We start from the raw sequence: 25,748 nt of genomic DNA on the forward strand, positions 1-25,748 counted from the left end.
AAAATATCCAAGCAAAAAAATGTAAACTCAAAAACCGTCAACAACCAGAAAACCAGAACCAAAAAGGCCCACAAGCTTTCCACTGTCCAACGGGGGTAAAAACACACCAAAAAACATAAAAAGCATGACACACTGTTGAGTTCTCAAAGAACACACGCACACCCGACCACAACCGGAAACCCGGCCACAATCAAAGGGGCTTGTACTCTCCACCAACGCTCGGCCCCGTTTTCACCGGGTCCGTGCCGCGCTGACAGGAATAAAGTTACACGACGCCGAACACCCCTCAAACAGGGGGGTCCCCTAAATGATCATCCCAGGTCAGAGTGGCTGTGAGCGCGGTGTACGCACGACAGGCCCCGCTCACCGGTCCGGTGGTGTGACCCAGGCCTCCAGGAGTGCGTCGATCGCGGGGTTTCCGATCGGTGGCTCGCGCCTCGTCGGCGCGCCTGCCTCGAGCAATGCCGTCACGGTCCCCGGGAAGTCACCGTCCTCGGCGGGGTTGTCGACCACTCCCCACAGGGCACAGTCCAACGGGGTCGGGCCGTCCTCGTCGAAGGCACAGTCGGTCAGATCGGCTCCGCGTTCGATGAGCAGGCGGACCATCCCGGTGCGCCCGTGCATGGCGGCCTGATCGATCGGGGTGAAACCACTCCAGCCGCGAGTGTCCACGGACAGCCCCGCGTCCAGCAGGGCACGCACAACCTCGATCCGGTCGAGCAGGGCGAACTGGCCGAGTATCCAGCCGTAGTCCTCGCCGGCCATGCCGAGCGCGGGTGGCACGGCATCCGGGAGGCGCACCGAACGGCCTTCGGCGATCGCGAGCACCGCGGCATCGACCTCGTCGAGTTCGGCACTCGCACCGTGCGCCCGCAGCAGTTCGTAGCCGGCGAGGTGCCCGCAGCGCGCGGCAAGGGCGAGCGGGAGCCGTCCGATGTCCCAGCGGTCCCACGGCAGATTCACATCCGCCCCGGCCGCGATGAGGTCTTCGAGGATCGTCGTTCCGCGACCGCGCGCGATCGCGTGGTGCAGGCAGCGGTGCGCGTTCACATCGATGTCCTGGCGCAGGAACCAGTGCAGGCCCGCACGGTCCTCGAAATCCAGCTTGTGGTTGACCGCGAACGCGAAATCCGGCACCCGCAACAGCTCGAGCAACTGTGCCCCGCCGTGTTCACAGGCGTGATAGAAGGCGTCGCCGTCCGGCCGGGCACCCGCGTCGAGCAGGATCCGTGCGCATTCGCGGATCACCGGCTGCCGGGCATCGGACCGGGTGAGCAGGACGACCAGGGGTGCGAGACCGTCGACGGGCGTGGTGCTCCCGGATGGGTCGGCGTGCAGCAGGGACGCCAGGCTTGCGGCGTCGGCACGGACGAGCGCGCGCTCGAAAGACATCGGCACCGTGCACCTCCGTCCGCCCTTGCCGGGAACGTGTGGCTCCACCCTATCGAGGAGACAGCCTGGGCAGCAGCCGTTCCGCGTTGCCGTGCATCAGCCTGCCGAATAGTTCGGGGCGGTCGGCGCAGTACCGGTCCACGTTTCCGGTGTACCAGGCGGCGGTGTCGCGTGGGATGGCCGGGAAATCGGTGCCGAAGAGGATCTGTCCGGCGGGCACAAAGTTCTCCAGCGCGAGCAGGTTGGTTTCGAAACCGGACAGCGCGGTCTCGAAGTAGAAGGTGCGGAAGTCCGCGATGATCTCCTCGGGGGTGAGCTCGCAGCCCAGGAGCGGGGACAATCCGGCGACCCGGGAGGCGAGGAACGGTGTGCTGCCACCGGAGTGGGACAGGATGATCCGCACGTTCGGGAACTGCCGTTTACGACCGCTGGTGACCAGGTCCGCGGCGGCCTTGTAGGTCTCGTTGGGCACTTCGCTGACCGGGACCGGAAGGAACCGGCTGGGCGCGCCATTGCTGCCGAAGGTCTGTTCGCCGTGCAGGAACACCAGAGCGCCGCGCCGGTCGAGTTCGGCCCACAACGGTTCGAAGACCGGATCGCCGAGCGAACGGGCCTCGGCGCCGTTGCCGTAGACATTGGTCAGGGTCACCCCGTCCGCACCGAGGGTGTCCAGGGCATAACGCAGTTCCTCGAGGGCACCGTCGATATCGGTGGGTGTCGGCAGGTGGGCGAAGAAACCGAAACGCCCGGGGTGTTCCGCGACGATCCGCGCGGCCCCGGTGTTGACCTCCCGCGCGAAGCCTCGCCGCTGCTCGGGCGCGAGCGCGTGTTCCAGATCGTTCGGCAGGGACAGGATCGCGGTCCGGATACCGAGCGAGTCCATGGCCGAAAGGCTGATCTCCGGGGTCCAGCGCGGGAAGGACACATCCGGGCTCGACCACTCCGTGTCCACCATGAGCCGCCGGATCATGGCAGTGGCCTGTTCGCCGCTGGGAAGGAAGTGATGGTGGAAATCCACCCGGCCCGAGTCCGGTGCGCTGCTCATGCCTCCAGTACAGCAGGCACTGAGCTCGATCGACCTGCTGTCCCGGTCGAACCGATCGATCGTGGACGATGCCCGCGAACACAGCGCGGCGGTCGTGGACCTGGAGATCAGCGAGCTCGTCCTGCCGCGGCTCCGATACCCCGCGCAGTTGGCCGTTTCCCCTGGGTAGAAGTGCCTCAGGCCACGCTGCACTGAGCTTAGGTTTGCCTTACCATCCCTGCTTATGTCCTGGGCAGACGCTTTGCCGAACATGCTGATCGGGCTGCGCGAAGGCCTCGAGGCCGGGCTCGTGGTCAGCATCCTGCTCGCCGCGGTGCGCAAGGCCGTGCCGCACGGCGAACGGATCAGCACGGCCCCGATCTGGCTCGGCGTGCTCGGCGCGGTCACGGTCGCCGCCGGGTTCGCGACCATCCTGACCTACTCGACCGATGTGCTCTCCTCCTCGGCGCAGGAGATCGTGGGCGGAACGCTGAGCGTGCTCGCCGTGGCACTGGTGACCGGGATGGTCTTCTGGATGCGCAGAACGGCGGCGAGCATGTCGGCGCAGCTGCGCGGGGAGGTGCACCGCGCGGTCGCCATCGGCGCGGGCGCGCTCACGCTCACGGCGTTCCTCTCCGTCGGCAGGGAGGGACTGGAGACCACGCTGTTCCTGTGGACGGCGGTCAAGGCCTCCGGTGCCACGGTCGCCCCACTGTTCGGCGCGGCGCTCGGCCTGGCCATCGCGATCGGCCTGTGCTGGCTGCTCTACCGGCAGGCGGTGCGGCTCAATCTCGGCGTCTTCTTCAACCGAACCGCCATCGTGCTGCTGGTGATCGCGGCCGGGGTGCTCGCCTATGGCCTCGGTGACCTGCAGGACGCCGGGATACTGCCCGGGCACACCTGGGTCGCCTTCGATCTGACCGGGAGCATCGATCCGGGCTCCTGGTGGGTATCGATCATCACCGGGGTCACCGAACTCGCCCCGCGGATGACCGTGCTGCAGGTCGTCGCCTGGGTGGTCTACCTCGCGATCACGCTGACCGTGTTCCTGCGCGCCAGGAACACCGCACCGCGCCCGGCTGCCCCGGCCGAGCAGCCGGAGCGATCGGAGCAGCCGAGCCGCTGGGCGTACCTGGCCGGGCGGCACACCTGGCTGGTGGCCGCGGTACTGGTCGTGGTTCCGGTGCTGATCACGACCGGGGTGGTGGTCACGCTGCCCGCGCCGAGCGCAACCGCGACCACCGTGACGGTGACCGGGGACTCCTGCGCGAAGGATTGGACGACCGCCCGTTCCGGCGCGCAGACCTTCACCGTGACCAACCGCTCGGACAAAGCGGGCGAGATCAATCTGGACGATTCCGGGGGCGCGATCATCGGCGAGATCGAGACGATCGGCCCGGCGACCACGGCCCAGCTCACCGCGACGCTCGGCTCGGGGACCTACAGCTTCCGGTGCCTGATGTCCGGGAAACCCGCGATGAGCTCCGCCGCGGTCACGGTGCACGGGCTCACCCCGGGCGGCCCGCGCGCGGTCAAACCGGTGCGGACCGAGGACCTGGAGGGACCGAACCAGGCGTATCAGCGGTATGCCGCCGGAGTACTGAACCAGCTCACCGGCGACACCCGGCGGCTACGCGATCAGCTCGCCAAGGGGGACCTGGACTCCGCCCGGGACACCTGGCGCACCGCGCAGCTCGACTGGGAACGGGTCGGTGCCTCATACAACAGTTTCGGCGAGGCGGGCACGGCCGTGGCCGGGCTGCCCGACGGATTGCCCGGCGGCGCGAGCGATCCCGGGTTCACTGGGCTGCACCGACTGGAATACGGGCTCTGGCACGGGCAGAGCCCGCAGGAACTGCTCCCGGTCGCGGACCGGCTGCTCACCGATATCGGCACCGTGGTGCATGACCTCGGTTCCGATGACCTCGCCGGGGACCCGACCAATCTCCCGGTTCGCGCCCACGAAGCCCTCGAGGACGCGCAGCGCGATCACCTCTCCGGGGTCAGTGATCAGGGTGCGCACGCGGGCTATGCCGAAACCGATGCCGACATCACCGTTACCCGGGTGCTGCTCGGCGAACTGGAACCACTGCTGACCGAACGAGAACCCGGTCTGGTGCGCCGCATCTCCGGCCAGCTCGACCGGCTGCACCAGGCCGTTGCCGCAACCGGCGGCCGCGCGCACGCGGACGTGCCGCTTCCGGTGCGCCAGCAGGTGAACGCCGCGCTCGGTGCGGTGCTGGAAACCCTCGACACCGTGCCCGACCTGCTCGAGATCCCCCCGACGCACTGACTGTCCACACTGGAGTAAATGCGATGAGTGTCAACCGCAGGGATTTCCTCCGTGGTGCCGCGAGCGGTGCCGCGGGAACCGCGCTGACCGCCGGACTGCTCGCCGAGGGCGCGCGGGTCGACGCGAGCGCGAGCCAACCCGGAACGACCACCGCCGCCGCGTATCCCTTCCACGGCGAGAAGCAGGCCGGGATCCTCACCCCGGGCCCGGCAAGTAAACAGAGCAACGCCTGTTTCGCCGCCTTCGACGTGACCGCGCACGATCGCGCCGGGCTCGCGGAACTGTTGCGCACGCTCACCGAACGGGCGCGGTTCCTGTGCACCGGCGGAACCCCACCGGATCTCGGCGTCGGGCAGCCGCCCGCGGACAGTGCCGTGCTCGGCGGCGTGGTGCCCGCCGACGGATTGACCGTGACCCTCTCACTCGGCGCCAGCCTGTTCGAGAAGTTCGACCTCAGCGACCGCAAACCCAAACGGCTCACCCCGATGCGCACCTTCCCGAACGATCAGCCCGACCCGGCCTGGCTGCACGGGGATCTGCTGGTGCAGTGCTGCGCCAACCATCCGGACACGATCCACCACGCGCTGCGCGACATCACACGGCACACCAGGGGCGCGATGCAACCGCGGTGGAAGATGGACGGGTACAACTCGCCACCGCGGCCGAGCGGAACCGGCCGCAACCTGCTCGGGTTCAAGGACGGCACCGCCAATCCGACCGGGGACAATGCCGAGCAGCTGATCTGGGTGGACGATCCGGCCGAACCCGCATGGGCCCGTGGCGGCAGCTATCAGGTGGTGCGGCTGATCCGGATGAACGTCGAGTTCTGGGACCGGGTCTCGATCAACGAACAGGAGCGGATGTTCGGCAGGCGCCGCGATTCCGGTGCCCCGCTGGATGGCAGCAACGAGTTCGACACACCCGATTACGCTGCCGATCCGCAGGGTTCGGTGATTCCCATGGACGCGCACATCCGGCTGGCCAATCCGCGCACCGCGCCGACCGAACCACAACGGCTGCTGCGCCGCTCCTACAACTACGACCTCGGCATCGACCTGAACTCGACGATGCAAGCCGGGCACATTTTCGTCTGCTACCAACAGGATCTGCACCGCCAGTTCGAAACCGTGCAGACCAGGCTGATCGACGAACCGCTCGTCGACTACGTAGCGCCCTTCGGCGGCGGGTACTTCTACGTGGTTCCCGGGGTGACCGGGCCGGGTGACTGGTTCGCGCGCGGGCTACTGAGCTGACTTCGGGAGCTTCGCGAGCGCGCGCACCAGCGGGGCGAGCTCGGCCCGATCGCCCGCTTCCTCGAGCGCCTCGGCGAGTGCGGCATCGTGGGTCGGGGTGGCCTCGCGCAGCAGCCGCTGCCCCGCATCGGTGAGCTCGGTGTAGATGCCGCGCCGATCGGTCGGGCACAGATAACGCTGCAACAGACCGCGATTCTCCAGCCTGCTCACCAGCCGGGTGGTCGCCGACTGGCTCAGCACCACCGCGTTCGACACCTGACTCATCCGCAGGTGGAATCCGTCCTGCCGGGAGAGCACTTCCAGCAGGGTGAACTCGCTGACGGAGAGCTGGTGCCCGGCCCGCAGCGCGCGCTCCAGGCGGTCCTCGATACGCGCGTGCAGCGAGGCAAGGGTGCGCCAGCCCTTCGCCCGTGCCTCGACGGCATCCTCGGCCAGTGACACCTTCACCACTCCCGCACTTCTGCTACAGTTGTCCTTGCAATAACCCGCGTGTGCAACTACCGGCGTAGGCTGGTAGTTGCTTCGCACGCTCTATACTACCGACTCGGGAGGAATCACCGCCATGCCCGCCATTCCGAACGTCACACTGAACAACGGTGTGACCATGCCCCAGCTCGGGTACGGGGTCTTCCAGGTACCCGAGGCCGAGACCGTCGCGGCGGTCAGCTCGGCACTCGAGGCCGGATACCGCAGCATCGACACCGCGACCGCCTACGGCAACGAGTCCGGAGTCGGGCGGGCCATCGCCGAATCCGGACTCGCCCGCGAGGACCTGTTCGTGACCACCAAGCTGTGGAATGCCGACCAGGGCTACGACAACACCCTGCGCGCCTTCGACACCAGCATGGGTGAGCTCGGCCTGGACTACCTCGACCTGTACCTGATCCACTGGCCCGCCCCGGCGCTCGAGCAGTACCCGGAAACCTGGCGCGCCTTCGAGAAGCTGCACGCCGACGGCCGCATCCGGGCGATCGGAGTATCCAACTTCCAGCCCACGCACCTGCGGAAGCTGGCCGAGACCAGCGCGCTCGTACCCGCGGTCAACCAGATCGAGCTGCACCCCTACCTGCAGCAGGAGTCGCTGCGCGCATTCCACGCCGAGCAGGGCATCGTCACCGAGGCATGGAGCCCGCTGGCCAAGGGCGGGGAACTGCTCGGCGAGCCGGTCATCGCCGAACTCGCCGCGAAACACGGCCGCACACCCGCACAGATCGTGTTGCGCTGGCATCTGCAGCGCGGCACCGTGGTCATCCCGAAGTCCGTGACTCCGGCGCGGATCCGGGAGAACCTGGAGGTGTTCGGATTCGAACTGGACACCACGGACTCCGAGCGCATCGCCGGCCTGGAAGCGGGCCACCGGACCGGGCCCGACCCGGACGTTTTCAACCGCGCCTGAATTCGCAGGAGAAACCATGCGTATCGATCTCAGCGGGAAAACCGCACTCGTCACCGGTTCCACCCAGGGCATCGGACTGGCCATCGCCAGGAACCTGGCCACGGCCGGGGCCCGGGTCGCGGTCAACGGGCGCAAAGCCGAGACCGTCGACCGCGCCGTCGCCGAGCTCGCCGAACAGGTGCCCGGGGCGGAACTCATCGGCGCCCCGGCGGATGTGACCAGCGAGGAAGGCACCGCGGAACTGCTCGGCGCGCTGCCGAAGGCCGACATCCTGGTCAACAACCTCGGCATCTTCGGCGCACAGCCCGCCATGGAGATCACCGACGAGGAATGGCGGCGCTACTTCGAGGTGAACGTGCTCGCCGCGATCCGCCTCACCCGCGCCTATCTTCCGGGTATGACCGAGGCCGGTTGGGGACGGATCCAGTACATCGCCAGCGATTCGGCGATCGTCATCCCCGCCGAGATGATCCACTACGGCGTTTCCAAGACGGCGCTGCTCGCCGCCTCACGCGGGTTCGCGAAGGAGGCGGCGGGTACCGGGGTCACGGTGAACGCCGTGATCGCCGGGCCGACCCACACCGCGGGGGTGGAGGATTTCGTCTACCAGCTGGTGGATCCCGCGCTGCCCTGGGATCAGGCGCAGCGGGAATTCATGCGCCTGCACCGGCCGCAGTCGCTGCTGCAGCGGCTCATCGAACCGGAGGAGATCGCCAACCTCTCCGCCTACCTGGCTTCCCCGCTCGCCTCGGCGACGACCGGGGCCGCGGTTCGGGTGGACGGCGGCTACGTGGATTCGATCCTGCCCTGATTCGGAGCGGGCCCAGCCCAACGTCCGAACAGCCCGGGGCGCGGTGTGCTCCCGGTGCTGTTCGGGTCACCAGTCGCGCACCTCGTCGAAGGGATCGTCCTCGGGATCCGCCCCGGCACCTTTCTTCCACGCCTTGACGTCCGGAATGCCGGGCATGTCCTGGAACAGGGCGGAGTAAATGCCCGTCGCGGTATTCGACCAATAGCCGAAGCGCGCGGCATCGCGCCACCAGGGCAGGCTGTACCAGCCACGCGGAACCAGCCGGAACGCCACGGTCCCGCCGGGGTGGTAGAACGACATCCTCGCGCCGGAACAGGGCGCGGCCGCATATTCGGCACCGTCGACAAGGACACAGCGGTTTTCGGTGACGGCGCCATATCGGCCGTCCTGACTCAGGACCAACGTCCCGGCGGGCTTCCGATGTCCAGCGCAACGTTTGCGGCATCGACATAGGCCAGCCCCTCGGCTGCCGTTCTACTCGCCCAGTCCGCCTGCCGTATCGAATGCACCTCGGCCAGCTGCCGATCGCAGAGGACCAGCCTGTCCCTGGCGTCCTCCAATGCTTGCGCAGCGGCCGCGGACATCGATGCGCCATCCCGGGCCGCGGTATCGATCGCCCGTAGCAACGATCGCCGCTTTTCCCGCGCCCGGGCTACGCCGATCCGCACTTTTCGCTGACTCCTGACCTCCTGATAGGCGGCGAGCGCCAGGAGACTCATGAGCGAGGCGATCAAGAGGATAATTGTGATCTGATACATTTCAGCGGTTGGAAAATTAGTCCAGTAATCGATCGCCACGCGCCTTGCCAGAATCTTTCCGTTCAGCGATCAAGCGGGTACGTTCGCCAATCTAGCCGGATTGTCCCGCCATTCGTATCCGCCACCTGACGGGTTCACCCCCGCCAGGTGGCCACCGCGAACACCATCGCTACCCGGGCCGCACCGAACGCTATACGCTGGTTCTCGGGACAGAAAGGACGAGCATGATCCGGGTGACGATCATCGACGACGAGGCACTCGTCCGGTCGGGATTCACCATGATGCTGAACGCCGCCGAGGATATCGAGGTGGTGTCGGCCAGTGACGGAGTCACGGCGATGGACGTTATCGCGCGGGATCGCCCGGATGTGGTGCTGCTGGATATCCGCATGCCGCAGCGCAACGGAATGGACATTCTGACCGATATTCGCCGCCTGGACGCACCACCGGTGGTCGCGATACTGACCACCTTCGATTCGGACGATTACATCGCCAGGGCCCTGCGCGAAGGTGCCGCCGGTTTTCTGGTCAAGGACACCGATCCGGAACAGCTTCCCCTGTTGATCCGTTCCCTCGCGGCCGGCGGGATCGCGCTCTCGTCCAAGGTGAGCCGAACCGTCATCGACGGATACCTGGGTGCCGGTGACCGGACGGCGGCCCGGCTGCTGAAGACCCTGACCCAGCGAGAACGGGAAGTACTCGCCCGGCTGTCCCTGGGCCAATCGAACACCGAGATCGCCCGCCGGCTCCATGTCAGCACGGGAACCGTGAAAGACCACGTCAGCGCAATTCTCGCGAAATTCGGGGTCACCACCCGGCTGCAGGCGGCGCTGGTCGCCGAACGCGGCGGGCTCAACACCCGCCCGATGGAACACCGATGATCCGGGGCACCCGGCTGGCCACGGTGTCCATGCACGTGTTCCTGGTCGGCATCGCCCTCGCCGACGGTCTGCTTCCGCTGGAATCGAACTCTGTCACCGATATCGTCCTGGCCAGCATCGCCGCGGCCGGGCTCGTCCTGCGCAACCGGGCACCATGGCTCTCGTTCCTGCTGGTGCTGCCCGCACTGTTCACCGTGTCCCCGATGATCGCCACCCTCCTCGCGCTCTACTCCGTCGCCGTGAGCGAACCGCGCCGCTGGGCCATCGCCCTCGCGGGAGTGATCGCCCTGGCGGGATTCGCCATCGACTGGCCGGATCTCGAGGATGTCCGCGATATCGGGCTTTCCATCATCTACGGAATCATGACCGTGGCCGCACCGATCGCCTTCGGGCTGCTCGTGCGCACCCGCGCGGAACTCACCACCCGCTTACGGGAGCTCGGTGAGGCACGGCAGCTGGAGAGCGACCGCCGCGAACACGAAATCCTCACCACCGAACGCAACCGGATCGCCCGGGAAATGCACGATGCCGTCTCCCACCAGGTCAGTCTCATCGCCGTCCAGTCCGGTGCGCTCCAGGTGAACACCCGGGACTCCACGGTCGGCGACGCGGCACGGAACATCCGCGGCCTCGCGGTCCGGACACTGGACGAACTGCGGCAGATGATCACCGTGCTCCGCGCCGACGAGGGCCCCGCGCCCCTGGTTCCGCAACCCACCATCGCCGATCTCGGCACGCTCATCGCGGACAGCGGAATCCCCGCCACCACAGACGTCCGGCTCCCCGATGACCTCCCCGCGACCGTGCAGCGCACCATCTACCGCACCGTCCAGGAGGCACTGACCAATATTCGCAAACACGCCCCCGGCGCCACCGCGAACATCACCGCCCGCACCGAACGGGATCTCCTTTCGCTCACCGTGCACAACACGGCGGCCACCACAGCACTGGAACTGCCATCCGCCGGACACGGCCTTGTCGGTCTGCGCGAACGCGTCGAGCTGCTGGAGGGAACGCTGACCACGCACGCCGACGAAACCGGGTACTCCCTGCACATCAGCATCCCGAAGCCGAGCCCGCAACCAAGCCGATGACGCGGCGCGGCTAGCAAAGATCGGGCGGATGCGCTCCGATCGCCTGCTGGTCACCGTGCCCGGCATCCGCGGGCAGCCGCAGGGCATCGAGCACCTCGTGCGGCGCGGTGAGCAGTTGCGGGTGGTGATCGAGCACGAGTTGCTGTTCCGCGGTGAGCTGGTGCACGGAAACGGCCCAGTCGGCCTTCACGATCAGCAGCGCGCCGACCCGGATCACCGCGTCCCTGGTGTTTTGCAGCCCGGCCAGTAACGGTCCCAGGTGCTGCATCATCGTCGCGGTGACCGTGGCGTCCTGCTCGAGCACCAGACGGGATTCGAGGGTGTGGGTGGCGATACGCCCGAGCTCGGAATCGGCGATCGGGCCCATCCTGGCCCACATCCGCCGAAACCAGGAGCCCAACACCGGCCTGTCCCGATGCACGATGTCCGCGCCCGCCGCCTGGATCAGGTCCTCGACCGCCGTTTGCACCTCGCGATGCGCGGATTCCTCGCTCAGGTAGACGGTGACCGGGATGGTCAGCTCCGATGCGGGCACCGGTTCGATCGCCAGTACGTATCCGTCGCTGTCTGCCTCCCGTATGGACACGGATGGGCGCAGCTTGCGGTTCAGCCGGGTGATCAGCACCGCGAGTGGCTCGGCGGGCGGATCGATCGGGCTCCAGATGCGTGCGGTCAGCTCTGCTTCGGAGACCTGACGGTCCACGTCCTCCGCGAGCAGGGCGAGCACGTCGAACTCTTCGGAGGTGACCGGTAGCAATTCGCCTGAACGGTGCACCTCGCGCCGTACCGTGTCGATTTCCAGGTCCCCGACGTGCTGGACGGACGGTCTGGCGACCGGGCGAAATGGGTTCCCCGGCAGTTCGAGCATGGCACTCGGCGGGACCGGATCGACCGGCCGTTCATCGGCGCTTGGCCGGGGCGGCGGTTCGACACCGACTTCGGCACTGAGCAGGTATCCGTAGTCAGGTACCCGTTTGACCTGTACGGGGTGGCGAAGCTTGCGACGCAGCCGGTCGATCAGCATCGGGAGCCGCCCGGCCCCCGGATCGACCCGGTCGCTCCAGACATGGTGGAGCAGTTCCGAATCGGGAACCGGATCGCCCACGTTGGCCGCGAGCAGGGCGAGCGCGTCGAACTCGCTGCGCGTGAAGCTCAGCAATTCCCCGGAACGGTGCACCTCGCGCCGCTCCGTGTCGATTTCCAGCTCCCCGACGCGGTGGACGGACGGCCGGACGACCGTGCGCTGTGTGACAACCGATCCGCTCGGCGGAATCGAGGGCACCTGCCGCCCGGCGACATCCGGCACGACGAACGTTCCGTCATCGAGGCGGTACGCCAGCACGATCGGGACCCGCCAGTCCGCCATTCGCTCATCGGTGAGGTATCCGGACGGGTGCTCCTCGAGTAACCGACGATCGAAAACGACGGCGTCGTAGGGCTTCTCCGCGAGTGCGGGTTCGACGGCCTGGAAGGCCTCCACCGCGTCGACCTGGAGACCGGCTTCCCGCAACACGAAGCGGTACGCCACGACCAGATCTTCGTCGGGTTCGACGAGCAGCACACGCAAGCCAGGCACCTTTCGATCCGGAGATCGTTCTGGGCGTCAGCTTGCCACAGCGGGCAGCGAACGGTGGCCTTTTCCGTGCCCCAGACGGGATTCGAACCCGCACCGGTGGCGATTTTAAGTCGCCTGCCTCTGCCGTTGGGCTACTGGGGCACGTCAAGCGTAGTGCGACGTGCCCCCTCCGGCCATGGCCGGGTCAGCTCTTGGATGCCTTCTCGAAGGCCTTCTTGGGCTCGTTGATCTGGCCCATGGAGACGATCTCGCGGCGGAAGATGCCGTTGATCGCCCAGTCCAGCTGAATCTGGATCTTGCGCGAGAAGGTCGGCATCATCATCACGTGGTACGCGCGGTGGAACAGCCACGCGAAGAAGCCCTTGATCTTCATGCCCATCGCGTCCGCGACACCCTTGTGCAGGCCGAGCGAGGCCACCGAACCGAGGTTCTTGTGGTAGTAGTCCTTCGGCTTGCCGCCGCGCAGCACCGCGAGCAGGTTCTTGCCGAGCACCCTGGCCTGGCGCACCGCGTGCTGGGCGTTCGGCGGGCAGGTCGCGGTCGGGTCGTCCGCGGTCTTGGAAAGGTCCGGAACCGCGGCGCAGTCGCCGGCGCTGAACACCATGGGCTGCCCCTCGACCTGCAGGCCCGCGCTGACCTTGAGCCGGCCGCGCTTGTCGATGGGCAGATCGGAGGCGGCGAGCACCGGGTTCGCCTTGACGCCCGCGGTCCAGATGATGGTGTCCGAGTCGAACTCGGTGCCGTCCGAGAGCTGCACGTGACCGTTCTCGAAGGACTTGGCGAGGGTGTCCAGGTAGATCTCGATGCCGCGCGCCTCGAGCTGCTCCGCGGTCCACACGCCGAGCGATTCGCGTACCTCGGGCATGATCCGCCCGGCACCCTCGACGAGCACCCAGCGCAGGTCCGAGGGCTCGATGTTCTCGTAGTACTTGGTGGCGTACCGGCTCATGTCCTCGAGCTCGGCCAGCGTCTCGATACCGGAGAACCCGCCGCCGACCACGGTGAAGGTCAGCAGCTTCTTGCGCTCCTCCGGGTCCAGCGTGGACGAGGCGAGGTCCATCCGGGACAGCACGCGGTTGCGCAGGTAGATGGCTTCACCGATGGTCTTGCAGCCGATGCCCTGCTCCGCGAGGCCCGGAATGGGCAGCAGCCGGGTGATCGAGCCGAGCGCGACGACCAGGTAGTCGTAACCGATCTCCTCGACGTGCCCGTCGGCCGCTTCGACGGTCACCCGGCGGTTGGCGTGCTCGATGTTGGTGACCGAGGCCGTCACGACGTGACACCTCTTGAGCGTCCGGCGCAGCGGAACGACGACATGGCGCGGTTCGATGGAGCCGGCTGCGGCCTCCGGAAGGAACGGCAGGTAGGTCATGTGCGGCTGCGGATCGATCACCGTGACGGAGGCTTCCTTCGCACGGAGCTTCTTCTGCAAGCGCAGAGCGGTGTATAACCCGACATAGCCGCCGCCGAGGATCACTATCCTGGCCGGCTGTTCCTTACCTTTCGCCATGCCTCTATCGTCTCACTGTTTGACCAAGACTTCACCGCAACCCCACCGCAATGTGACCGGGCTCGCTGACCTGCGCTGAATCGTGTGCGGAACCGATCAAGCGACCCGTCGCACGATCCGGTACGGCCATCCGGTAATGGATGTTTTTTCCGCATTCGGGCGGACACGCGGAGTCAACCGATCGGCCTCCGATGACGCGCGCGACATCCGGCGGTCACACCGTCGAACCCACTCGACGAGGAGGACTTCCGATGCGCAGCGTGATCAGTTCGATGAACGTCTCGCTCGACGGCCGCATCGCCGGACCCGACGGCGGCTTCGACTGGACGGAACCCGACGAGGAGGTCTTCCGCTCACACCTCGAGGAGCTCCGCGGGGTCGGCGGTTATCTGCTGGGACGACGGCTGTACGAGACGATGCTGTACTGGGAGACCGCCGAACAGGAGACCGAGCTCGACGAGGCGCAGCTCGAATGGGCTGCGCTCTGGACCGCGCTGCCCAAGGTGGTGTTCTCCGGGACCCTGTCCGCGGTACGGGGCAACGCCCGCCTGGCTTCCGGGGGTGTGGCCGGGGAGCTCGAACGGTTGCGCACCGAGCCCGGGCACGGCGACATCGCCATCGGCGGCGCGACCCTCGCCGCCGAAGCGGCTGGGCTGGGCCTGATCGACGAGTACCGGGTCCGGATCCACCCGGTGCTGGTCGGCGGTGGCATCCCGTTCTTTCCCCAGCGTGAGCACCGGGTGGACCTCGAACTCGTCGAGACCCGCACCTTCACCTCCGGGGTCGTCTACCTCCGCCACCGGGTGACGCGCTAACCGTCCACTCCGGCCACTCGCTTCGCCTCCCGCAGCACCGCGCGGACCATGTCCGGGGTGAGCCGTCCGGTGAAGGTGTTCTGCTGGGACACGTGATAGCAGCCGAGCAGGGTCAGCTCCCCGATCTTCGCGCTCGCCCCGTGCGCGAACTTGGGCCGGGGTTTCGGCACCGGCCAGCCCGCACCGGCCAGTTCGGTGAGCGCGCACGACCAGCCGAAGGCGCCGAGGGTGAGCACCACGCGCAGGCTGGGCGCGAGCAGTTCGAGTTCCCGGTGCAGCCACGGCCGGCAGGTATCGCGTTCGGCCGTCGTCGGCTTGTTCTCCGGCGGCGCGCAGTGCACGGGTGAGGTGATCCGCGTATGGCGCAGGGAAAGCCCGTCGTCGGCGGCGATCGCGTGCGGCTGGGAGGCGAGGCCTTCGGCGTGCAGTGCCGCGTAGAGCACATCGCCGGAGCGGTCCCCGGTGAACATCCGCCCGGTCCGGTTGGCGCCATGCGCGGCCGGGGCGAGCCCGATGATCAGGATCCGCGCGTCCGGCGGGCCGAATCCGGGCACCGGTCGGCCCCAGTACCGCTGATCGGCGAACGCGGCCCGCTTGACCTCGGCGATGTGCTCCCGCCACGCGACGAGCCGCGGGCAGGCACGGCATTCGGTGAGGAGGGAGTCGAGCTCGGCGAGCCCACCCGCCTCCGGGGCGATCCGTTCCGGCGTACGCATGCCGGTCATCCTCCCGCGCGCCGCCGGGAAAACGAATAGGGTACGGGCATGGCAGACGAGCAGACCGAGAAACCCGCGGAGAAGACCGAAACCGAGGCCCCGGCCGACGATCTGGTCACCACGAGCCACCAGATCACGGTCAAGCGCAAGAAGCTGAACTACACCGCGACGACCGGAAGGCTCGTCCTGCGCGATGAGGTGCTCGAGGACGGCAAGGTCGACGGGGTCAAGCCGAAGGCCGAGGTGTTCCTCACCGCGTACACCCTCGACGGGGCAGAGCCGGGGAGCCGCCCGGTCACCTTCGCGTTCAACGGCGGACCGGGCGCGGCCAGCCTGTGGCTGCACATGGGGCTGCTCGGACCGCGCCGGGTCGTCTCCGGGGACGCCGGAGCCCTCGAACCGCCGCCCTACCGGCTCGCGGACAATCCCGAGACCCTGCTCGCCAGCTCCGATCTGGTGTTCATCGACCCGGTCTCGACGGGGTACTCACGCGCGGCGAAGGGCAACAAACCGGGCGATTACCACGGTTTCACCGGCGATGTGGAATCCATCGGCGAGGTGATCCGGTTGTGGACCTCCCGCAACGGCCGCTGGATGTCGCCGAAATTCCTCGCGGGCGAGTCGTACGGCACCATCCGCGCGGGCGCGCTCGCCGAACATCTGCAACAGCGCTACGGCCTTTTCCTGAACGGGATCATGCTGCTTTCCTCGGTCATCGACATGGGGAGCGTGTTCTTCTCTGAAGGAAACGACCGGCCCTACGCCCTTTTCCTGCCCACCTATGCGGCCATCGCGAATTATCACGGCAAACACGGGGATCGCCCGCTCACCGAGGTCGTCGCCGAGGCCGAGGAATTCGCCAACCGCGACTATCCGTATGCCCTCGCCCAGGGCGCGCGCCTCTCCGAACAGGAGCGCACCGCGACCGTGGCCAAACTCGCCGAGCTGACCGGGCTCAGCGAGGACTACGTCGAGCGCAGCAATCTGCGCATCGAACACCTGCACTTCTTCGCCGAACTGTTGCGGGACGAGGGATTGGCGATCGGACGCATGGACGGCCGGTTCACCGGTTCCCCGGTGGACGGGATCGGCGAGCAGATCACCGCCGACCCGTTCATGCAGATCGCCGGTTCCTACACCGCGACCTTCAACCACTATGTGCGCGCCGAACTCGAATACGAGAACGACCTCCCGTATGAATACATCAACCCGAAAGTCATTCAGGAGTGGTCGTACAAGGAATTCGAGAACGCGTCCACGACGGTGACCGACAAACTCGCCTCCGCGATGCGCGGAAACGAATTCCTCAAGGTGCACGTCGCGTTCGGCTACTACGACGGGGCAACCCCGCACCACGCGGCCGAGGACTGCCTTGCCAAGCTCAAGATTCCCGAGCACCTGCACGACAACATCGAGCGCGCCTACTACGAGGCGGGCCACATGATGTACGTGCACGAGCCGAGCAGGCTCCAGCAGTCCAAGGATCTGGCCAAGTTCGTGCGGGACGCCTCGAACCGCTGATCTTCGGGGCTCGAATTCCACGGCGGCGCATCGGCGGTGCCGTCACCGTCGATGCGCCACCGGCCCGTTCAGGCGGCGTGCTTTTCGTGATCCTCGGGCAGTGCACGATTGCGCCGCGAATCGTGCTGCCGGGCATCGGAGCGCGGGAAAACCCAGCGGGTGAACGCCCACCACCGGAATACCGTCGTGATCAGGGTTCCCAGGATGATGCCGCTGACGAAATCGGCGGCCTCCTGGGTGAACAGGCCGACATAGGGCACCTCGAGGTGGAGAACCCATCGCGAAACGGCGAGCGGGAGCGCATTGATACCGATCCCGATGCCGCTGATCAAGAAGAACAGTGCGGCCTCATGGGAACGTTCGCGGCCGCCCCGGGTGCGAAACGACCATTCCCGGCTCAGCACATAGGAAACGACCGTCGAGATCAGTACGGCGGTACCGAGCGCGACGACCGGTTTCGCGGAGAGCACGGTGAACTTCAACCCATAGTTGACCAGGTTGGTGAGCACGAAGCAGACGCCACCGACCACGGCGAACTTCACCAGCTCACGGTGCCGGTGCAGCATCGCGCGCCATGATCTCGGCAGCCGGGCCAGCACGCCACGGACAATCGCCATGGCGCGGAGCGTAACAGCACGAGTGGGCAGAGTTATCCGGTCGTGTAACGAGCGGGCCGCGACGGCGATAAGCGGGAATGAATCCCGTGCGATTCGCCGTGGCGGCCGCCTGTCTCGCGGTCCTGCTCTGCGGTTGCGGCGTGGGGCGCTCCGCTCCCCCGGCCTCCTCGTCCACACCCGCGCGCGTCTCACCGTTACCCACGCCGACGCCGATGAGCCGGGTACGGGCGACGCACTGCGGCCCGGCAAGCTACGCACAGGCGAAGCGGGCGCTCGAAACCCTGCAGCAGCGGTATTCGGAACGCGACGGGGTGCACGCATTCGGGATCACCAGGATCGGCCGTGGTTTCGTGGTGCGGCTGCTGATCTCCCCGGGTGCCCAGCCGCCCCGATGTGTGCGGAATGTTCCGGTTCGGTTCGGTTTCGGCGGGCCGATCAAAGGGCGATAGCGACCGTCCCGGGCGTGGTGGCCCGCCGCTGCCGACGGGCCACCACGTTCACTCACCTGGTCGACCGGCCCCGGTACACGCCGCACGCCGGGCAGGCGTGGTGTGCCGGTGTCGGTGCGCCGCAGGCCGGGCACCGCGTCAGCTGCGGTGCCGCGACCTTCGCCTTCCACCGCGCGCGATGCCTGCGCACCCGCGCACGGGATTTCTTCCGGAACATGGAACTGGACATAGGGATCCTTTCGGCTCGTCGGTCTCGCTCGGTCGGCGGCCGACTGCGGCGGATCCCTGCCCACTTCGGGGCGGACGATCGGCAGGCGTGCAGCGGGTGCACGGGAACAGGAAGCGCGCAACGGGAATTCCAGGAATGTGGATCAACCAGGGCATGCCGAGACGGCCCTGCCGCACCACGGCAGGGCGCAGAAAGGTCCTCAGGACGCCTTCGGGGTCGCAGAGCTCACTGGTGCCACGGCGCGAACGATAACAGCGCGGCGCGGGCGCGCACATCCGGTTTTTCGCGCGGCGATGCGGAGAGTCAGAGCACGTCGCGCACGGACTGTTCGAACTGGTCCACGTGCGCGATCGCGAGCTTGCGCGCCTGTTCGGCATCGCCTTCGATGATCGCCTGCAGCATCCGGACGTGTTCGCCCGTGTGGTCCGCCTCGGGCAGCCGGTCGAGGAACAGGTACCAGATGCGCAGCGAGAGATTGAAGTAGTGGCTCAGCGTGGCTTCCAGATACCGGTTGTGCGCGCTCTCGTAAACCCACCGGTGTACATCGGCGTCCTGTTGCATGCTGCGCTGCTTGTCGCCGCGCTGTTTACGCAGGCTGGTCACCAGGGCGCGCATCGCGCGGCGCTGTTCCTCGGTGGCCAGTTCGGCGGCCCGCGCGGCGGCGTGCCCTTCCAGCTGGCGGCGCACATCGGCGATCAGGCCGTGGTCGGTGATGTTGACTTCGGTGACGAAGGTGCCCCGGCGCGGATAGATCACCACGAGGGTTTCGGCCTCGAGCCGTTTGACGGCATCGCGCAGCGGGGTGCGCCCCACCTCGAGCTCCGCGGAGAGCCGGTCCTCGTGGATCGGCGCCCCGGGCGGCAGCCGGAGGGTGACGATCATATCGCGTAACCCCAGGTAGGCACGCTCCGCGAGCAGCGGTGCGCCCTGATCGGCGGCATTGACACGTCCAGCCATGCGCCCTATCGTAGCCGACGACTGATATATCAGTTTGCAGTTCAATTGCTCAGCAGACTGGAGGGCAGTCGTGGCGCACACACTCCCCGAGCATCCCGCGAAACTCTGGCGCAATCCCGAGCCGAAGCGTTCGTACGACGTCGTGATCATCGGCGGCGGCGGGCACGGCCTCGCGACGGCGTACTACCTGGCGAGCGAACACGGCATCCGGAACATCGCGGTGCTGGAGAAGGGCTGGCTCGCCGGCGGCAACATGGCGCGCAACACCACGATCATCCGTTCCAACTACCTGTGGGACGAGAGTGCTGCCATCTACGAGCACGCGCTGAAGCTGTGGGAGGGCTGGCCGGATGAGCTCGACTACGACTTCCTGTTCAGCCAGCGCGGGGTGCTCAACCTCGCGCACTCGCTCCAGGACGTGCGAGATTCGGTGCGCCGGGTCTCGGCCAACAAACTGAACGGGGTGGACGCGGAGTGGGTGGATCCGGACGAGGTCGCGAAGATCTGCCCGATCCTGAACACCTCGAGCGACACCCGGTATCCGGTGCTCGGCGCGACCTGGCAACCGCGCGCCGGGATCGCCAAGCACGACCACGTCGCCTGGGCGCTTGCCCGGCGCTGCGATCAGCTCGGCGTCGATCTGGTGCAGAACTGCGAGGTGACCGGTTTCCTCAAGGACGGGGACCGGGTCGTCGGAGTGCAGACCGAGCGCGGGCCGATCCGGGCGGGCCGGGTCGGCATGGCCGCAGCCGGGTACTCGAGCGTGCTCGCCGAAGCGGCCGGATTCCGGCTCCCGGTGCAGAGCCATCCCTTGCAGGCCTTGGTTTCCGAGCTGCTCGAACCGGTGCACCCGACGGTGGTGATGTCCAACCACGTGCACGTCTACGTCAGCCAGGCGCACAAGGGTGAGCTGGTGCTCGGCGCGGGCATCGATGCCTACAACTCCTACACCCAGCGCGGATCGGTGCAGACCATCGAGCACCAGATGGCCGCGGCGATCGAGCTGTTCCCGATCTTCGCGGGCGCGCACGTGTTGCGCACCTGGGGCGGGATCGTGGATGTCTGCCCGGATGCCTCGCCGATCATCGGGCCCAGCCCGCTCGAAGGGCTGTTCGTCAACTGCGGCTGGGGAACCGGGGGCTTCAAGGCGACACCGGGGGTCGGCTCGGTGTTCGCGCACACGATCGCCATGGGCAAGGCGCACCCGCTCGCCGAACCGTACGGTCTCGAGCGGTTCACCACGGGCGCGCTCATCGATGAACACGGCGCCGCGGGCGTGGCGCACTAGGCCGCTTGAAGGAGTACCGATGCTGCTGATCGAGTGCCCGTGGTGCGGGCAGCGCGAGGAGACCGAGTTCCGTTACGGCGGACAGGCGCACGTCGACTATCCCAGTGCTCCGGCCGAGACCGGCGACACCGAATGGGCCGAATTCCTGTTCTACCGGGACAATCCGGCGGGACCGTTCGCCGAGCGCTGGATGCACGCGGCGGGCTGTCGCCGGTGGTTCAACGCGGTCCGGGACACCCGGACCAATGAATTCCTTGGTGTGTACCGGATCGGGGAAGGACAACCGGCATGACGGCGAACAGTGAACGGCTCCCCGAAGGCGGCCGGATCGACCGCACGGAACCGCTGCGGGCCACCGTGGACGGGACCGAGATCCTCGGTTACCGGGGCGATACGGTGGCCTCGGCGATGCTCGCGAACGGGATCCGCACCGTCGCCCCTTCGCTCTACCGGTCCCGGCCGCGCGGGATCTTCGGCGCGGGCAACGAGGAACCGAACGCGCTCATACGGGTAGAGGGGCGCGGCAGCTCCCCCATGCTCCCGGCGACCACGGTCGAACTCACCGAAGGCCTCGCGGTGCACACCCTCTCCGGGATCGGTGCGCTGGAACCGAACTCGGCGACCAAGGACCTGGACACCCGGTTCGCGCACACCGATGTCCTGGTGATCGGCGGCGGGCCGACCGGTCTCGCCGCCGCGCTCGCCGCGTCCGAGGGTGACGCGCGGGTGCTGCTGCTCGATGATCAGCCCGAGCTCGGCGGTGCACTGCTGCGCGGCACCGATACGGAACTGCTCGACTGGGCGAGCGGCGCCGCCGAACTGCTGCGCGCGCGGCCCGAGGTGACCGTCGTGTCCCGGTGCACCGCATTCGGTTACTACGACGAGAACTACCTGCTCGCCGTGGAACGCGGGGAAACCCTGGACCGGCAACGGCTCTGGAAGATCCGCGCGCATCACGTAGTGCTCGCGACCGGGGCGAACGAGCGGCCGATCGTGTTCGCGGGCAACGACCTTCCCGGGGTGATGCTCGCCGATGCCACCCGCGCCTACGTGAACCGGTACGCGGTGCTTCCCGGTTCCGAGGCGGTCATCGCGACCACGAACGACACCGCTTACGAGGCCGCGCTCGACCTCGCCGCGGCCGGGGTCAGTGTGCGGGCCATTGTGGACAGTCGCGCCGAACCACCGGAGGATCTCGCCGCGATGGCCTGTCAGGCGGGCATCGAAGTGCTCGCCGACTGCGTCGTGGCCGAGGCAACCGGCACCGATTCCGTGGAGGCGGTACGGGTCGTCCGGTTCGAACAGCCGCGCCGCACGGTGCGCACCATCCGGGCCGATCTGCTCGCGGTATCCGGTGGCTGGAGCCCGGATGTGGGACTGTTCAGCCAATCCGGCGGCAAGCTGCGGTGGAACGAGACACTCGCGGCCTTCCTTCCCGAGCACAGCCGCCAGCGCCAGCACATCGCCGGGGCGGCGCGCGGGCGCTACGGCTTCGCCCGCTGCGTGGCCGACGGCCGGTTCGCGGGGGTGAGCGCGGCGGAGAGCTGCGGCTACCCGGCGCCGGATTCGCCGCTGCGGCCGTGGATCTCCGAACGTGCCACCCGGGTGGAGACCGAGCAACGTCCGGTGTGGATCGTGCCTGCCGAGACCGGGAAACCGGCCGAATGGCGCGAGCACTTCGTCGATCTGCAGCGGGATGCCACGGTCGCCGACATCGCGCGCGCCTGCGGAGCGGGCATGCGCTCCCCGGAACACATCAAGCGATACACCACGATCGGCACCGGTTCCGATCAGGGCAGGACCTCCGGGCTCACCGCGGTCGGGGTGCTGGCCTGGTTGCGCGGTATGGGATCGCCGGGCGCGCTCGGCACCACCTCGTTCCGCGCACCCGCGGTCCCGGTCTCCTTCGAACTGCTCGCCGGGCGGGACACCGGGAAACTGCTCGATCCGGTGCGCACCACACCGATTCATCCCGCGCACCTGGAGCTGGGCGCCGAGTTCGAGAACGTGGGCCAGTGGAAGCGGCCGTGGTTCTATGCCCGCGAGGGCGAGGACATGCACGAGGCGGTGCTGCGCGAATGCGCGGCCGCGCGCACCGGGGTCGCCATGATGGACGCCTCGACGCTCGGCAAGATCGACCTGATCGGCCCGGACGCGGGCGAATTCCTCAACCGCCTCTACACCAACGGTTTCAAGAAGCTGGCGATCGGCTCCGCCCGGTACGGGATCATGTGCGGCTGCGATGGCATGGTCTTCGACGACGGGGTGGTACTGCGGCTTTCCGAGAACCATTACACGCTCACCACCACGACCGGGGGCGCGGCCGGGGTACTCGACTGGTTCGAGGAATGGCTGCAGACCGAGTGGACCGAACTGGATGTTTGGGCCACCTCGGTGACCGAGCAGTGGTCAACGGTGGCCGTCGTCGGCCCGCGTTCCCGGGAGGTCATCGGCGCGATCGCACCGGAGCTGGCCGTGTCGAACGCCGACTTCCCGTTCATGACCGTGCGGGAAACCGTGCTGAGCAACGGAATCCCCGCGCGCATCGTGCGGGTATCGTTCTCCGGGGAACTCGCCTATGAGGTGAACGTGGCCAACTGGCACGGGCTCGCGACCTGGCGGGAGATCGAGCGTGCGGGTGCCGAATTCGGGATCACCCCGTACGGCACGGAAACCATGCACGTGCTGCGCGCGGAGAAAGGGTTCCCGATCGTCGGCCAGGACACCGACGGCACGGTCACCCCGATCGATCTCGGCATGGACTGGATCGTCTCCAAACGCAAGGACTTCGTCGGCAAACGCTCGCTCTCCCGCCCGGACACCGCGCGCGCCGACCGCAAACAGCTCGTCGGCCTGCTGCCCGAGGAACACGGGACGCTGATCCCGGAGGGCTCCCAGCTGATCGGCGAACACACCCCGGTCACCCCGGAAGTGGCCCCGGTTCCCATGCTCGGCCACGTGACCTCCAGCTACCACAGCGCGGCACTGGGCAGGACCTTCGCACTCGCCCTGCTGCGCTCCGGGCGCGAACGCATCGGACAGACCGTGCGCACCCCGATCGGCGACCGGCTGGTCTCGGCCACCGTCACCGAACCGATCTTCTACGACAAGGAAGGAGCCCGCCGTGACGGCTAGCCTGCTGCGAACCAGTCCGCTCGGCGAACGCGAGGCCGAGTTCGCCGCCTCGGGCATGGACATCCGCGAGGCCGGATTCCGCACCATGGTGAACGTGCGCGTCGACTCGGCGAGCGCGGCGGCGGACGCGATCGGGATCGCGCTCGGCGTGCCCCTTCCCGTGGTGCCGAACACCGTGTGCAGCGGCGGCGAACGCGCGGCCGTGTGGCTCGGACCGGACGAGTGGCTGATCTACGGCGCGGACGGGGACGCGTCGCGGATCATCGAACTGGCCACCGAGGCACTGGGCACGGTCAGCGGTTCGGTGCTCGATCTGTCCGCGAACCGCACCACGATCGAGATCAGCGGGGCCCGGGCGCGCGAGGTGCTCGCCAAGGGCTGCGCGCTCGACCTGCATCCGCGCGTCTTCGGCGAGGGGCACTGCGCGCAGACCCTGATCGGCAAGACCCAGGTTCTGTTGTGGCAGTACGGGAACACGCCGGACTACCGGATCCTGGTGCGCGCCTCGTTCGCGGACTACCTCGCCGACTGGCTGCTCGACGCGGCCGCGAGCAGGTGGTGAGGCGTGGACAACGGATTCGTACTCACCCTGACCTGCGCCGAACAACCGGGAATCGTGCACGCGGTCACCGGATATCTCGTCGAGCACAACTGCGATATCGTCGAGCACCGGCAGTTCGATTCACCGCGCACCGACCGGCTGTTCATGCGCATGCAGTTCGTCAGCAAGGACGAGAACATCCACATCGAAGGGCTGCGCTCCGGATTCGCCGATCTCGCCGCGCGGTACGGGATGCAGTGGGACATGCACGAGAGCACCGAGCGTTCCCGGGTGCTGCTCATGGTCTCGAAATACGGGCACTGCCTCAATGATCTGCTCTACCGGTGGAGCACCGGGCAACTGCGCATCGACATTCCCGCCGTCGTCTCCAATCACCGGGATTTCCAGCGGCTGGTGGAGTCCTATGGGATCCCGTTCATCCACATCCCGGTCACCAAGGACAACAAACCACAGGCCGAGGCCGAACTGTATTCGCTCATCCAGGAATACCGCATCGACCTCACCGTGCTCGCCCGCTACATGCAGGTGCTCTCCGATGAGATGTGCAAGCTGCTCGAAGGGCGGGTCATCAACATCCACCACTCCTTCCTGCCCAGCTTCAAGGGCGCCAAACCGTACCACCAGGCCTACGATCGCGGAGTCAAACTCGTCGGGGCGACCGCACACTATGTCACCCCGGATCTGGACGAGGGGCCGATCATCGACCAGGAGGTGATCCGGGTCGACCACGTGTCCACCCCGGAGGAACTGGTCGTGGTGGGCCGGGACGCCGAACGGCTCGCGCTCGCCAGGGCGGTGCAGGCGCACGTGGAGCACCGGGTGCTGATCGACGGTCTGCGCACCGTGGTGTTCTCCTAGAGCTCCAGCGCCCGGCCGCGATAGAGCGCATCGGCGATCCCCATCCAGTGCTCCAGTCCGCCCGCACCGAGCGGGTCCTCGCCGAGTGCCTCGGTGATCCGGTCCCGGAGCAGCACGCTGGACAGGTCGTGCGCGAGCAGGATCAGCGCCAGCCGTTCGGTGTCGATCCCCTCACCGATCTTGCCTTCCTCGCTCAACCGCGCGATCAGGGCACGGCTGTACTCGGCGAGTTCGGCGAACATCAGCTGGCCGTGCCCGCCGGGAGACAGCAGCAGCCGGGCGAGGTAGCGCGAGTCCAGCGATTCGAGGACCGCGGAAAGGGGCGCTCCCGGTTCGCCGAGCGCCACGGCTTCGAGGGCATCGCGCATCAGGCCGAGTACGTGTTCGTTCGCCGCGGTGACCAGTCCTTCCCGGGATCCGTAGTGCTTGATGATCAGCGCCTGGGAGACCCCGGCCGCCTCGGCGATCTGTTTGAGCGAAACGGATTCCATCCCGCTGCGGCCGATCAGCTCGATGGCCGTGTCCCGGATCACCGCCTTGGCGGTTCGATCGTCTGGTGAATACATGTTTACTATGGTAACTGAATATTCACCACGATCCCAGGAGGCTTTCC

The 25,748-nt window shown here is 67.5% G+C and carries 27 protein-coding genes and 1 tRNA gene; 15 read left to right on the forward strand and 13 right to left on the reverse strand.

All coding sequences use genetic code 11. From position 1 onward, the window contains the following. Positions 1 to 363: 363 nt before the first annotated feature. Together AD72_RS23675 and AD72_RS23680 are read right to left on the reverse strand one after the other, a co-directional pair. On the reverse strand, positions 364 to 1,392 hold the full coding sequence (locus AD72_RS23675; protein ID WP_031468767.1) for an ankyrin repeat domain-containing protein: 1,029 nt from the start codon (positions 1,390 to 1,392) through the stop codon (positions 364 to 366). Between the two features lie 49 nt (positions 1,393 to 1,441). Continuing rightward, the gene (locus AD72_RS23680) at positions 1,442 to 2,437 is read right to left on the reverse strand and encodes an amidohydrolase family protein (RefSeq protein WP_031468768.1); all 996 of its coding nucleotides are present in this window, start codon (positions 2,435 to 2,437) and stop codon (positions 1,442 to 1,444) included. Here AD72_RS23680 and AD72_RS36775 point away from each other — a divergent pair. The 3 genes from AD72_RS36775 to efeB are packed head-to-tail and all read left to right on the forward strand — an operon-like array spanning position 2,436 to position 5,962. Further along, a complete protein-coding gene (locus AD72_RS36775; protein ID WP_156365349.1) occupies positions 2,436 to 2,606 on the forward strand; it encodes a hypothetical protein in 171 nt (56 codons plus the stop codon). The two genes, AD72_RS23680 and AD72_RS36775, sit on opposite strands and share 2 nt — an antisense overlap. A gap of 54 nt (positions 2,607 to 2,660) precedes the next feature. Then, complete coding sequence (efeU, locus tag AD72_RS23685; RefSeq protein ID WP_031468769.1) at positions 2,661 to 4,709, forward strand: iron uptake transporter permease EfeU; 2,049 nt, start codon at positions 2,661 to 2,663, stop codon at positions 4,707 to 4,709. Positions 4,710 to 4,732: 23 nt separating this feature from the next. Next, the gene (efeB, locus tag AD72_RS23690) at positions 4,733 to 5,962 is read left to right on the forward strand and encodes an iron uptake transporter deferrochelatase/peroxidase subunit (RefSeq protein ID WP_031468770.1); all 1,230 of its coding nucleotides are present in this window, start codon (positions 4,733 to 4,735) and stop codon (positions 5,960 to 5,962) included. Here the strand turns inward: efeB and AD72_RS23695 are convergent. Next, complete coding sequence (locus AD72_RS23695; RefSeq protein ID WP_031468771.1) at positions 5,951 to 6,403, reverse strand: MarR family winged helix-turn-helix transcriptional regulator; 453 nt, start codon at positions 6,401 to 6,403, stop codon at positions 5,951 to 5,953. The two genes, efeB and AD72_RS23695, sit on opposite strands and share 12 nt — an antisense overlap. Positions 6,404 to 6,524: 121 nt before the next feature. Here AD72_RS23695 and AD72_RS23700 point away from each other — a divergent pair, with 121 nt between their 5' ends. Together AD72_RS23700 and AD72_RS23705 are read left to right on the forward strand one after the other, a co-directional pair. After that, positions 6,525 to 7,358 carry an aldo/keto reductase gene (locus tag AD72_RS23700; RefSeq protein WP_031468772.1) on the forward strand — a complete coding sequence of 278 codons (834 nt, stop codon included), beginning with the start codon at positions 6,525 to 6,527 and terminating at the stop codon, positions 7,356 to 7,358. Positions 7,359 to 7,374: 16 nt separating this feature from the next. After that, a complete protein-coding gene (locus AD72_RS23705; protein WP_031468773.1) occupies positions 7,375 to 8,169 on the forward strand; it encodes an SDR family NAD(P)-dependent oxidoreductase in 795 nt (264 codons plus the stop codon). Positions 8,170 to 8,235: 66 nt separating this feature from the next. Here AD72_RS23705 and AD72_RS23710 read toward each other — a convergent pair whose 3' ends face one another. Both AD72_RS23710 and AD72_RS23715 read right to left on the reverse strand, forming a co-directional pair. Continuing rightward, the gene (locus AD72_RS23710) at positions 8,236 to 8,469 is read right to left on the reverse strand and encodes a hypothetical protein (protein ID WP_051898933.1); all 234 of its coding nucleotides are present in this window, start codon (positions 8,467 to 8,469) and stop codon (positions 8,236 to 8,238) included. Positions 8,470 to 8,561: 92 nt separating this feature from the next. Continuing rightward, a complete protein-coding gene (locus AD72_RS23715) occupies positions 8,562 to 8,966 on the reverse strand; it encodes a hypothetical protein (protein WP_156365350.1) in 405 nt (134 codons plus the stop codon). A gap of 185 nt (positions 8,967 to 9,151) precedes the next feature. Here AD72_RS23715 and AD72_RS23720 point away from each other — a divergent pair, with 185 nt between their 5' ends. Then, positions 9,152 to 9,808 carry a response regulator gene (locus tag AD72_RS23720; protein WP_031468774.1) on the forward strand — a complete coding sequence of 219 codons (657 nt, stop codon included), beginning with the start codon at positions 9,152 to 9,154 and terminating at the stop codon, positions 9,806 to 9,808. Then, entirely contained in the window at positions 9,805 to 10,902 is a 1,098-nt protein-coding gene (locus tag AD72_RS23725; protein ID WP_051898935.1) for a sensor histidine kinase, read from the forward strand. Before AD72_RS23720 ends, AD72_RS23725 begins: the two co-directional genes overlap by 4 nt. A 10-nt stretch (positions 10,903 to 10,912) precedes the next feature. Here AD72_RS23725 and AD72_RS23730 read toward each other — a convergent pair whose 3' ends face one another. The 3 genes from AD72_RS23730 to AD72_RS23740 form a co-directional block, all read right to left on the reverse strand. Then, on the reverse strand, positions 10,913 to 12,463 hold the full coding sequence (locus AD72_RS23730) for a winged helix-turn-helix domain-containing protein (RefSeq protein ID WP_031468776.1): 1,551 nt from the start codon (positions 12,461 to 12,463) through the stop codon (positions 10,913 to 10,915). Positions 12,464 to 12,545: 82 nt separating this feature from the next. Next, positions 12,546 to 12,619: transfer RNA gene (locus tag AD72_RS23735), tRNA-Leu, on the reverse strand. Between the two features lie 43 nt (positions 12,620 to 12,662). Beyond that, on the reverse strand, positions 12,663 to 13,988 hold the full coding sequence (locus AD72_RS23740; protein WP_031468777.1) for an NAD(P)/FAD-dependent oxidoreductase: 1,326 nt from the start codon (positions 13,986 to 13,988) through the stop codon (positions 12,663 to 12,665). 251 nt (positions 13,989 to 14,239) lie between these two features. On the opposite strand from AD72_RS23740, the gene AD72_RS23745 reads away from it, so the two are divergent. Continuing rightward, positions 14,240 to 14,803 (forward strand): dihydrofolate reductase family protein, encoded by a 564-nt coding sequence (locus tag AD72_RS23745; protein ID WP_031468778.1) that lies wholly within the window; start codon positions 14,240 to 14,242, stop codon positions 14,801 to 14,803. Here AD72_RS23745 and AD72_RS23750 read toward each other — a convergent pair. Further along, on the reverse strand, positions 14,800 to 15,519 hold the full coding sequence (locus AD72_RS23750; RefSeq protein ID WP_031468779.1) for a uracil-DNA glycosylase: 720 nt from the start codon (positions 15,517 to 15,519) through the stop codon (positions 14,800 to 14,802). The genes AD72_RS23745 and AD72_RS23750 overlap by 4 nt on opposite strands. Positions 15,520 to 15,567: 48 nt before the next feature. Between AD72_RS23750 and AD72_RS23755 the strand changes: the two genes are divergently transcribed. Continuing rightward, positions 15,568 to 17,040 carry a S10 family peptidase gene (locus AD72_RS23755; protein ID WP_031468780.1) on the forward strand — a complete coding sequence of 491 codons (1,473 nt, stop codon included), beginning with the start codon at positions 15,568 to 15,570 and terminating at the stop codon, positions 17,038 to 17,040. A 68-nt stretch (positions 17,041 to 17,108) separates the two neighbouring features. Here AD72_RS23755 and AD72_RS23760 read toward each other — a convergent pair whose 3' ends face one another. Next, positions 17,109 to 17,657 carry a GtrA family protein gene (locus AD72_RS23760; protein ID WP_051898936.1) on the reverse strand — a complete coding sequence of 183 codons (549 nt, stop codon included), beginning with the start codon at positions 17,655 to 17,657 and terminating at the stop codon, positions 17,109 to 17,111. A gap of 77 nt (positions 17,658 to 17,734) precedes the next feature. Between AD72_RS23760 and AD72_RS36780 the strand changes: the two genes are divergently transcribed. Then, positions 17,735 to 18,106 carry a hypothetical protein gene (locus AD72_RS36780; protein WP_156365352.1) on the forward strand — a complete coding sequence of 124 codons (372 nt, stop codon included), beginning with the start codon at positions 17,735 to 17,737 and terminating at the stop codon, positions 18,104 to 18,106. Between the two features lie 52 nt (positions 18,107 to 18,158). Here the strand turns inward: AD72_RS36780 and rpmF are convergent, their stop codons facing one another. Continuing rightward, a complete protein-coding gene (rpmF, locus tag AD72_RS35905) occupies positions 18,159 to 18,335 on the reverse strand; it encodes a 50S ribosomal protein L32 (RefSeq protein ID WP_082469122.1) in 177 nt (58 codons plus the stop codon). Positions 18,336 to 18,638: 303 nt separating this feature from the next. Continuing rightward, the gene (locus tag AD72_RS23770) at positions 18,639 to 19,292 is read right to left on the reverse strand and encodes a GntR family transcriptional regulator (RefSeq protein ID WP_031468783.1); all 654 of its coding nucleotides are present in this window, start codon (positions 19,290 to 19,292) and stop codon (positions 18,639 to 18,641) included. A gap of 70 nt (positions 19,293 to 19,362) precedes the next feature. Between AD72_RS23770 and AD72_RS23775 the strand changes: the two genes are divergently transcribed. The 5 genes from AD72_RS23775 to purU are packed head-to-tail and all read left to right on the forward strand — an operon-like array spanning position 19,363 to position 25,135. Then, positions 19,363 to 20,580 carry a sarcosine oxidase subunit beta family protein gene (locus tag AD72_RS23775; RefSeq protein ID WP_031468784.1) on the forward strand — a complete coding sequence of 406 codons (1,218 nt, stop codon included), beginning with the start codon at positions 19,363 to 19,365 and terminating at the stop codon, positions 20,578 to 20,580. Between the two features lie 19 nt (positions 20,581 to 20,599). Next, positions 20,600 to 20,872: a sarcosine oxidase subunit delta gene (locus AD72_RS23780; RefSeq protein WP_020497383.1), complete on the forward strand. Its 273-nt coding sequence runs from the start codon at positions 20,600 to 20,602 to the stop codon at positions 20,870 to 20,872. Then, the gene (locus AD72_RS23785; RefSeq protein WP_031468785.1) at positions 20,869 to 23,715 is read left to right on the forward strand and encodes a 2Fe-2S iron-sulfur cluster-binding protein; all 2,847 of its coding nucleotides are present in this window, start codon (positions 20,869 to 20,871) and stop codon (positions 23,713 to 23,715) included. Before AD72_RS23780 ends, AD72_RS23785 begins: the two co-directional genes overlap by 4 nt. Next, the gene (locus tag AD72_RS23790; protein ID WP_031468786.1) at positions 23,705 to 24,277 is read left to right on the forward strand and encodes a sarcosine oxidase subunit gamma; all 573 of its coding nucleotides are present in this window, start codon (positions 23,705 to 23,707) and stop codon (positions 24,275 to 24,277) included. The genes AD72_RS23785 and AD72_RS23790 overlap by 11 nt, the downstream gene beginning before the upstream one ends. A gap of 3 nt (positions 24,278 to 24,280) precedes the next feature. Next, the gene (gene purU, locus AD72_RS23795) at positions 24,281 to 25,135 is read left to right on the forward strand and encodes a formyltetrahydrofolate deformylase (RefSeq protein WP_031468787.1); all 855 of its coding nucleotides are present in this window, start codon (positions 24,281 to 24,283) and stop codon (positions 25,133 to 25,135) included. On the opposite strand, the gene AD72_RS23800 is transcribed toward purU, so the two are convergent. Continuing rightward, complete coding sequence (locus tag AD72_RS23800) at positions 25,132 to 25,701, reverse strand: TetR/AcrR family transcriptional regulator (protein WP_051898937.1); 570 nt, start codon at positions 25,699 to 25,701, stop codon at positions 25,132 to 25,134. The two genes, purU and AD72_RS23800, sit on opposite strands and share 4 nt — an antisense overlap. Between the last annotated feature and the right edge of the window lie 47 nt (positions 25,702 to 25,748).

The organism is Sciscionella sediminilitoris, from assembly GCF_000737195.2.
In the GTDB taxonomy this organism is placed as follows: Bacteria; Actinomycetota; Actinomycetes; order Mycobacteriales; family Pseudonocardiaceae; genus Sciscionella; species Sciscionella sediminilitoris.

Excerpts from the sequence above, each read along its gene's own strand:
- AD72_RS23785 (WP_031468785.1), top strand. The coding sequence starts at position 20,869 with ATGACGGCGAACAGTGAACGGCTCCCCGAAGGCGGCCGGATCGACCGC.
- AD72_RS23745 (WP_031468778.1), top strand. The coding sequence starts at position 14,240 with ATGCGCAGCGTGATCAGTTCGATGAACGTCTCGCTCGACGGCCGCATC.
- AD72_RS23710 (WP_051898933.1), bottom strand. The coding sequence starts at position 8,469 with ATGTCGTTCTACCACCCCGGCGGGACCGTGGCGTTCCGGCTGGTTCCG.
- AD72_RS23780 (WP_020497383.1), top strand. The coding sequence starts at position 20,600 with ATGCTGCTGATCGAGTGCCCGTGGTGCGGGCAGCGCGAGGAGACCGAG.
- AD72_RS23740 (WP_031468777.1), bottom strand. The coding sequence starts at position 13,988 with ATGGCGAAAGGTAAGGAACAGCCGGCCAGGATAGTGATCCTCGGCGGC.
- AD72_RS23675 (WP_031468767.1), bottom strand. The coding sequence starts at position 1,392 with ATGTCTTTCGAGCGCGCGCTCGTCCGTGCCGACGCCGCAAGCCTGGCG.
- AD72_RS36780 (WP_156365352.1), top strand. The coding sequence starts at position 17,735 with ATGAATCCCGTGCGATTCGCCGTGGCGGCCGCCTGTCTCGCGGTCCTG.
- AD72_RS23800 (WP_051898937.1), bottom strand. The coding sequence starts at position 25,701 with ATGTATTCACCAGACGATCGAACCGCCAAGGCGGTGATCCGGGACACG.
- AD72_RS23750 (WP_031468779.1), bottom strand. The coding sequence starts at position 15,519 with ATGCGTACGCCGGAACGGATCGCCCCGGAGGCGGGTGGGCTCGCCGAG.
- AD72_RS36775 (WP_156365349.1), top strand. The coding sequence starts at position 2,436 with ATGCCTCCAGTACAGCAGGCACTGAGCTCGATCGACCTGCTGTCCCGG.
- efeB (WP_031468770.1), top strand. The coding sequence starts at position 4,733 with ATGAGTGTCAACCGCAGGGATTTCCTCCGTGGTGCCGCGAGCGGTGCC.
- AD72_RS23770 (WP_031468783.1), bottom strand. The coding sequence starts at position 19,292 with ATGGCTGGACGTGTCAATGCCGCCGATCAGGGCGCACCGCTGCTCGCG.
- AD72_RS23725 (WP_051898935.1), top strand. The coding sequence starts at position 9,805 with ATGATCCGGGGCACCCGGCTGGCCACGGTGTCCATGCACGTGTTCCTG.
- AD72_RS23705 (WP_031468773.1), top strand. The coding sequence starts at position 7,375 with ATGCGTATCGATCTCAGCGGGAAAACCGCACTCGTCACCGGTTCCACC.
- AD72_RS23760 (WP_051898936.1), bottom strand. The coding sequence starts at position 17,657 with ATGGCGATTGTCCGTGGCGTGCTGGCCCGGCTGCCGAGATCATGGCGC.
- rpmF (WP_082469122.1), bottom strand. The coding sequence starts at position 18,335 with ATGTCCAGTTCCATGTTCCGGAAGAAATCCCGTGCGCGGGTGCGCAGG.
- AD72_RS23700 (WP_031468772.1), top strand. The coding sequence starts at position 6,525 with ATGCCCGCCATTCCGAACGTCACACTGAACAACGGTGTGACCATGCCC.
- efeU (WP_031468769.1), top strand. The coding sequence starts at position 2,661 with ATGTCCTGGGCAGACGCTTTGCCGAACATGCTGATCGGGCTGCGCGAA.
- AD72_RS23680 (WP_031468768.1), bottom strand. The coding sequence starts at position 2,437 with ATGAGCAGCGCACCGGACTCGGGCCGGGTGGATTTCCACCATCACTTC.
- AD72_RS23720 (WP_031468774.1), top strand. The coding sequence starts at position 9,152 with ATGATCCGGGTGACGATCATCGACGACGAGGCACTCGTCCGGTCGGGA.
- AD72_RS23755 (WP_031468780.1), top strand. The coding sequence starts at position 15,568 with ATGGCAGACGAGCAGACCGAGAAACCCGCGGAGAAGACCGAAACCGAG.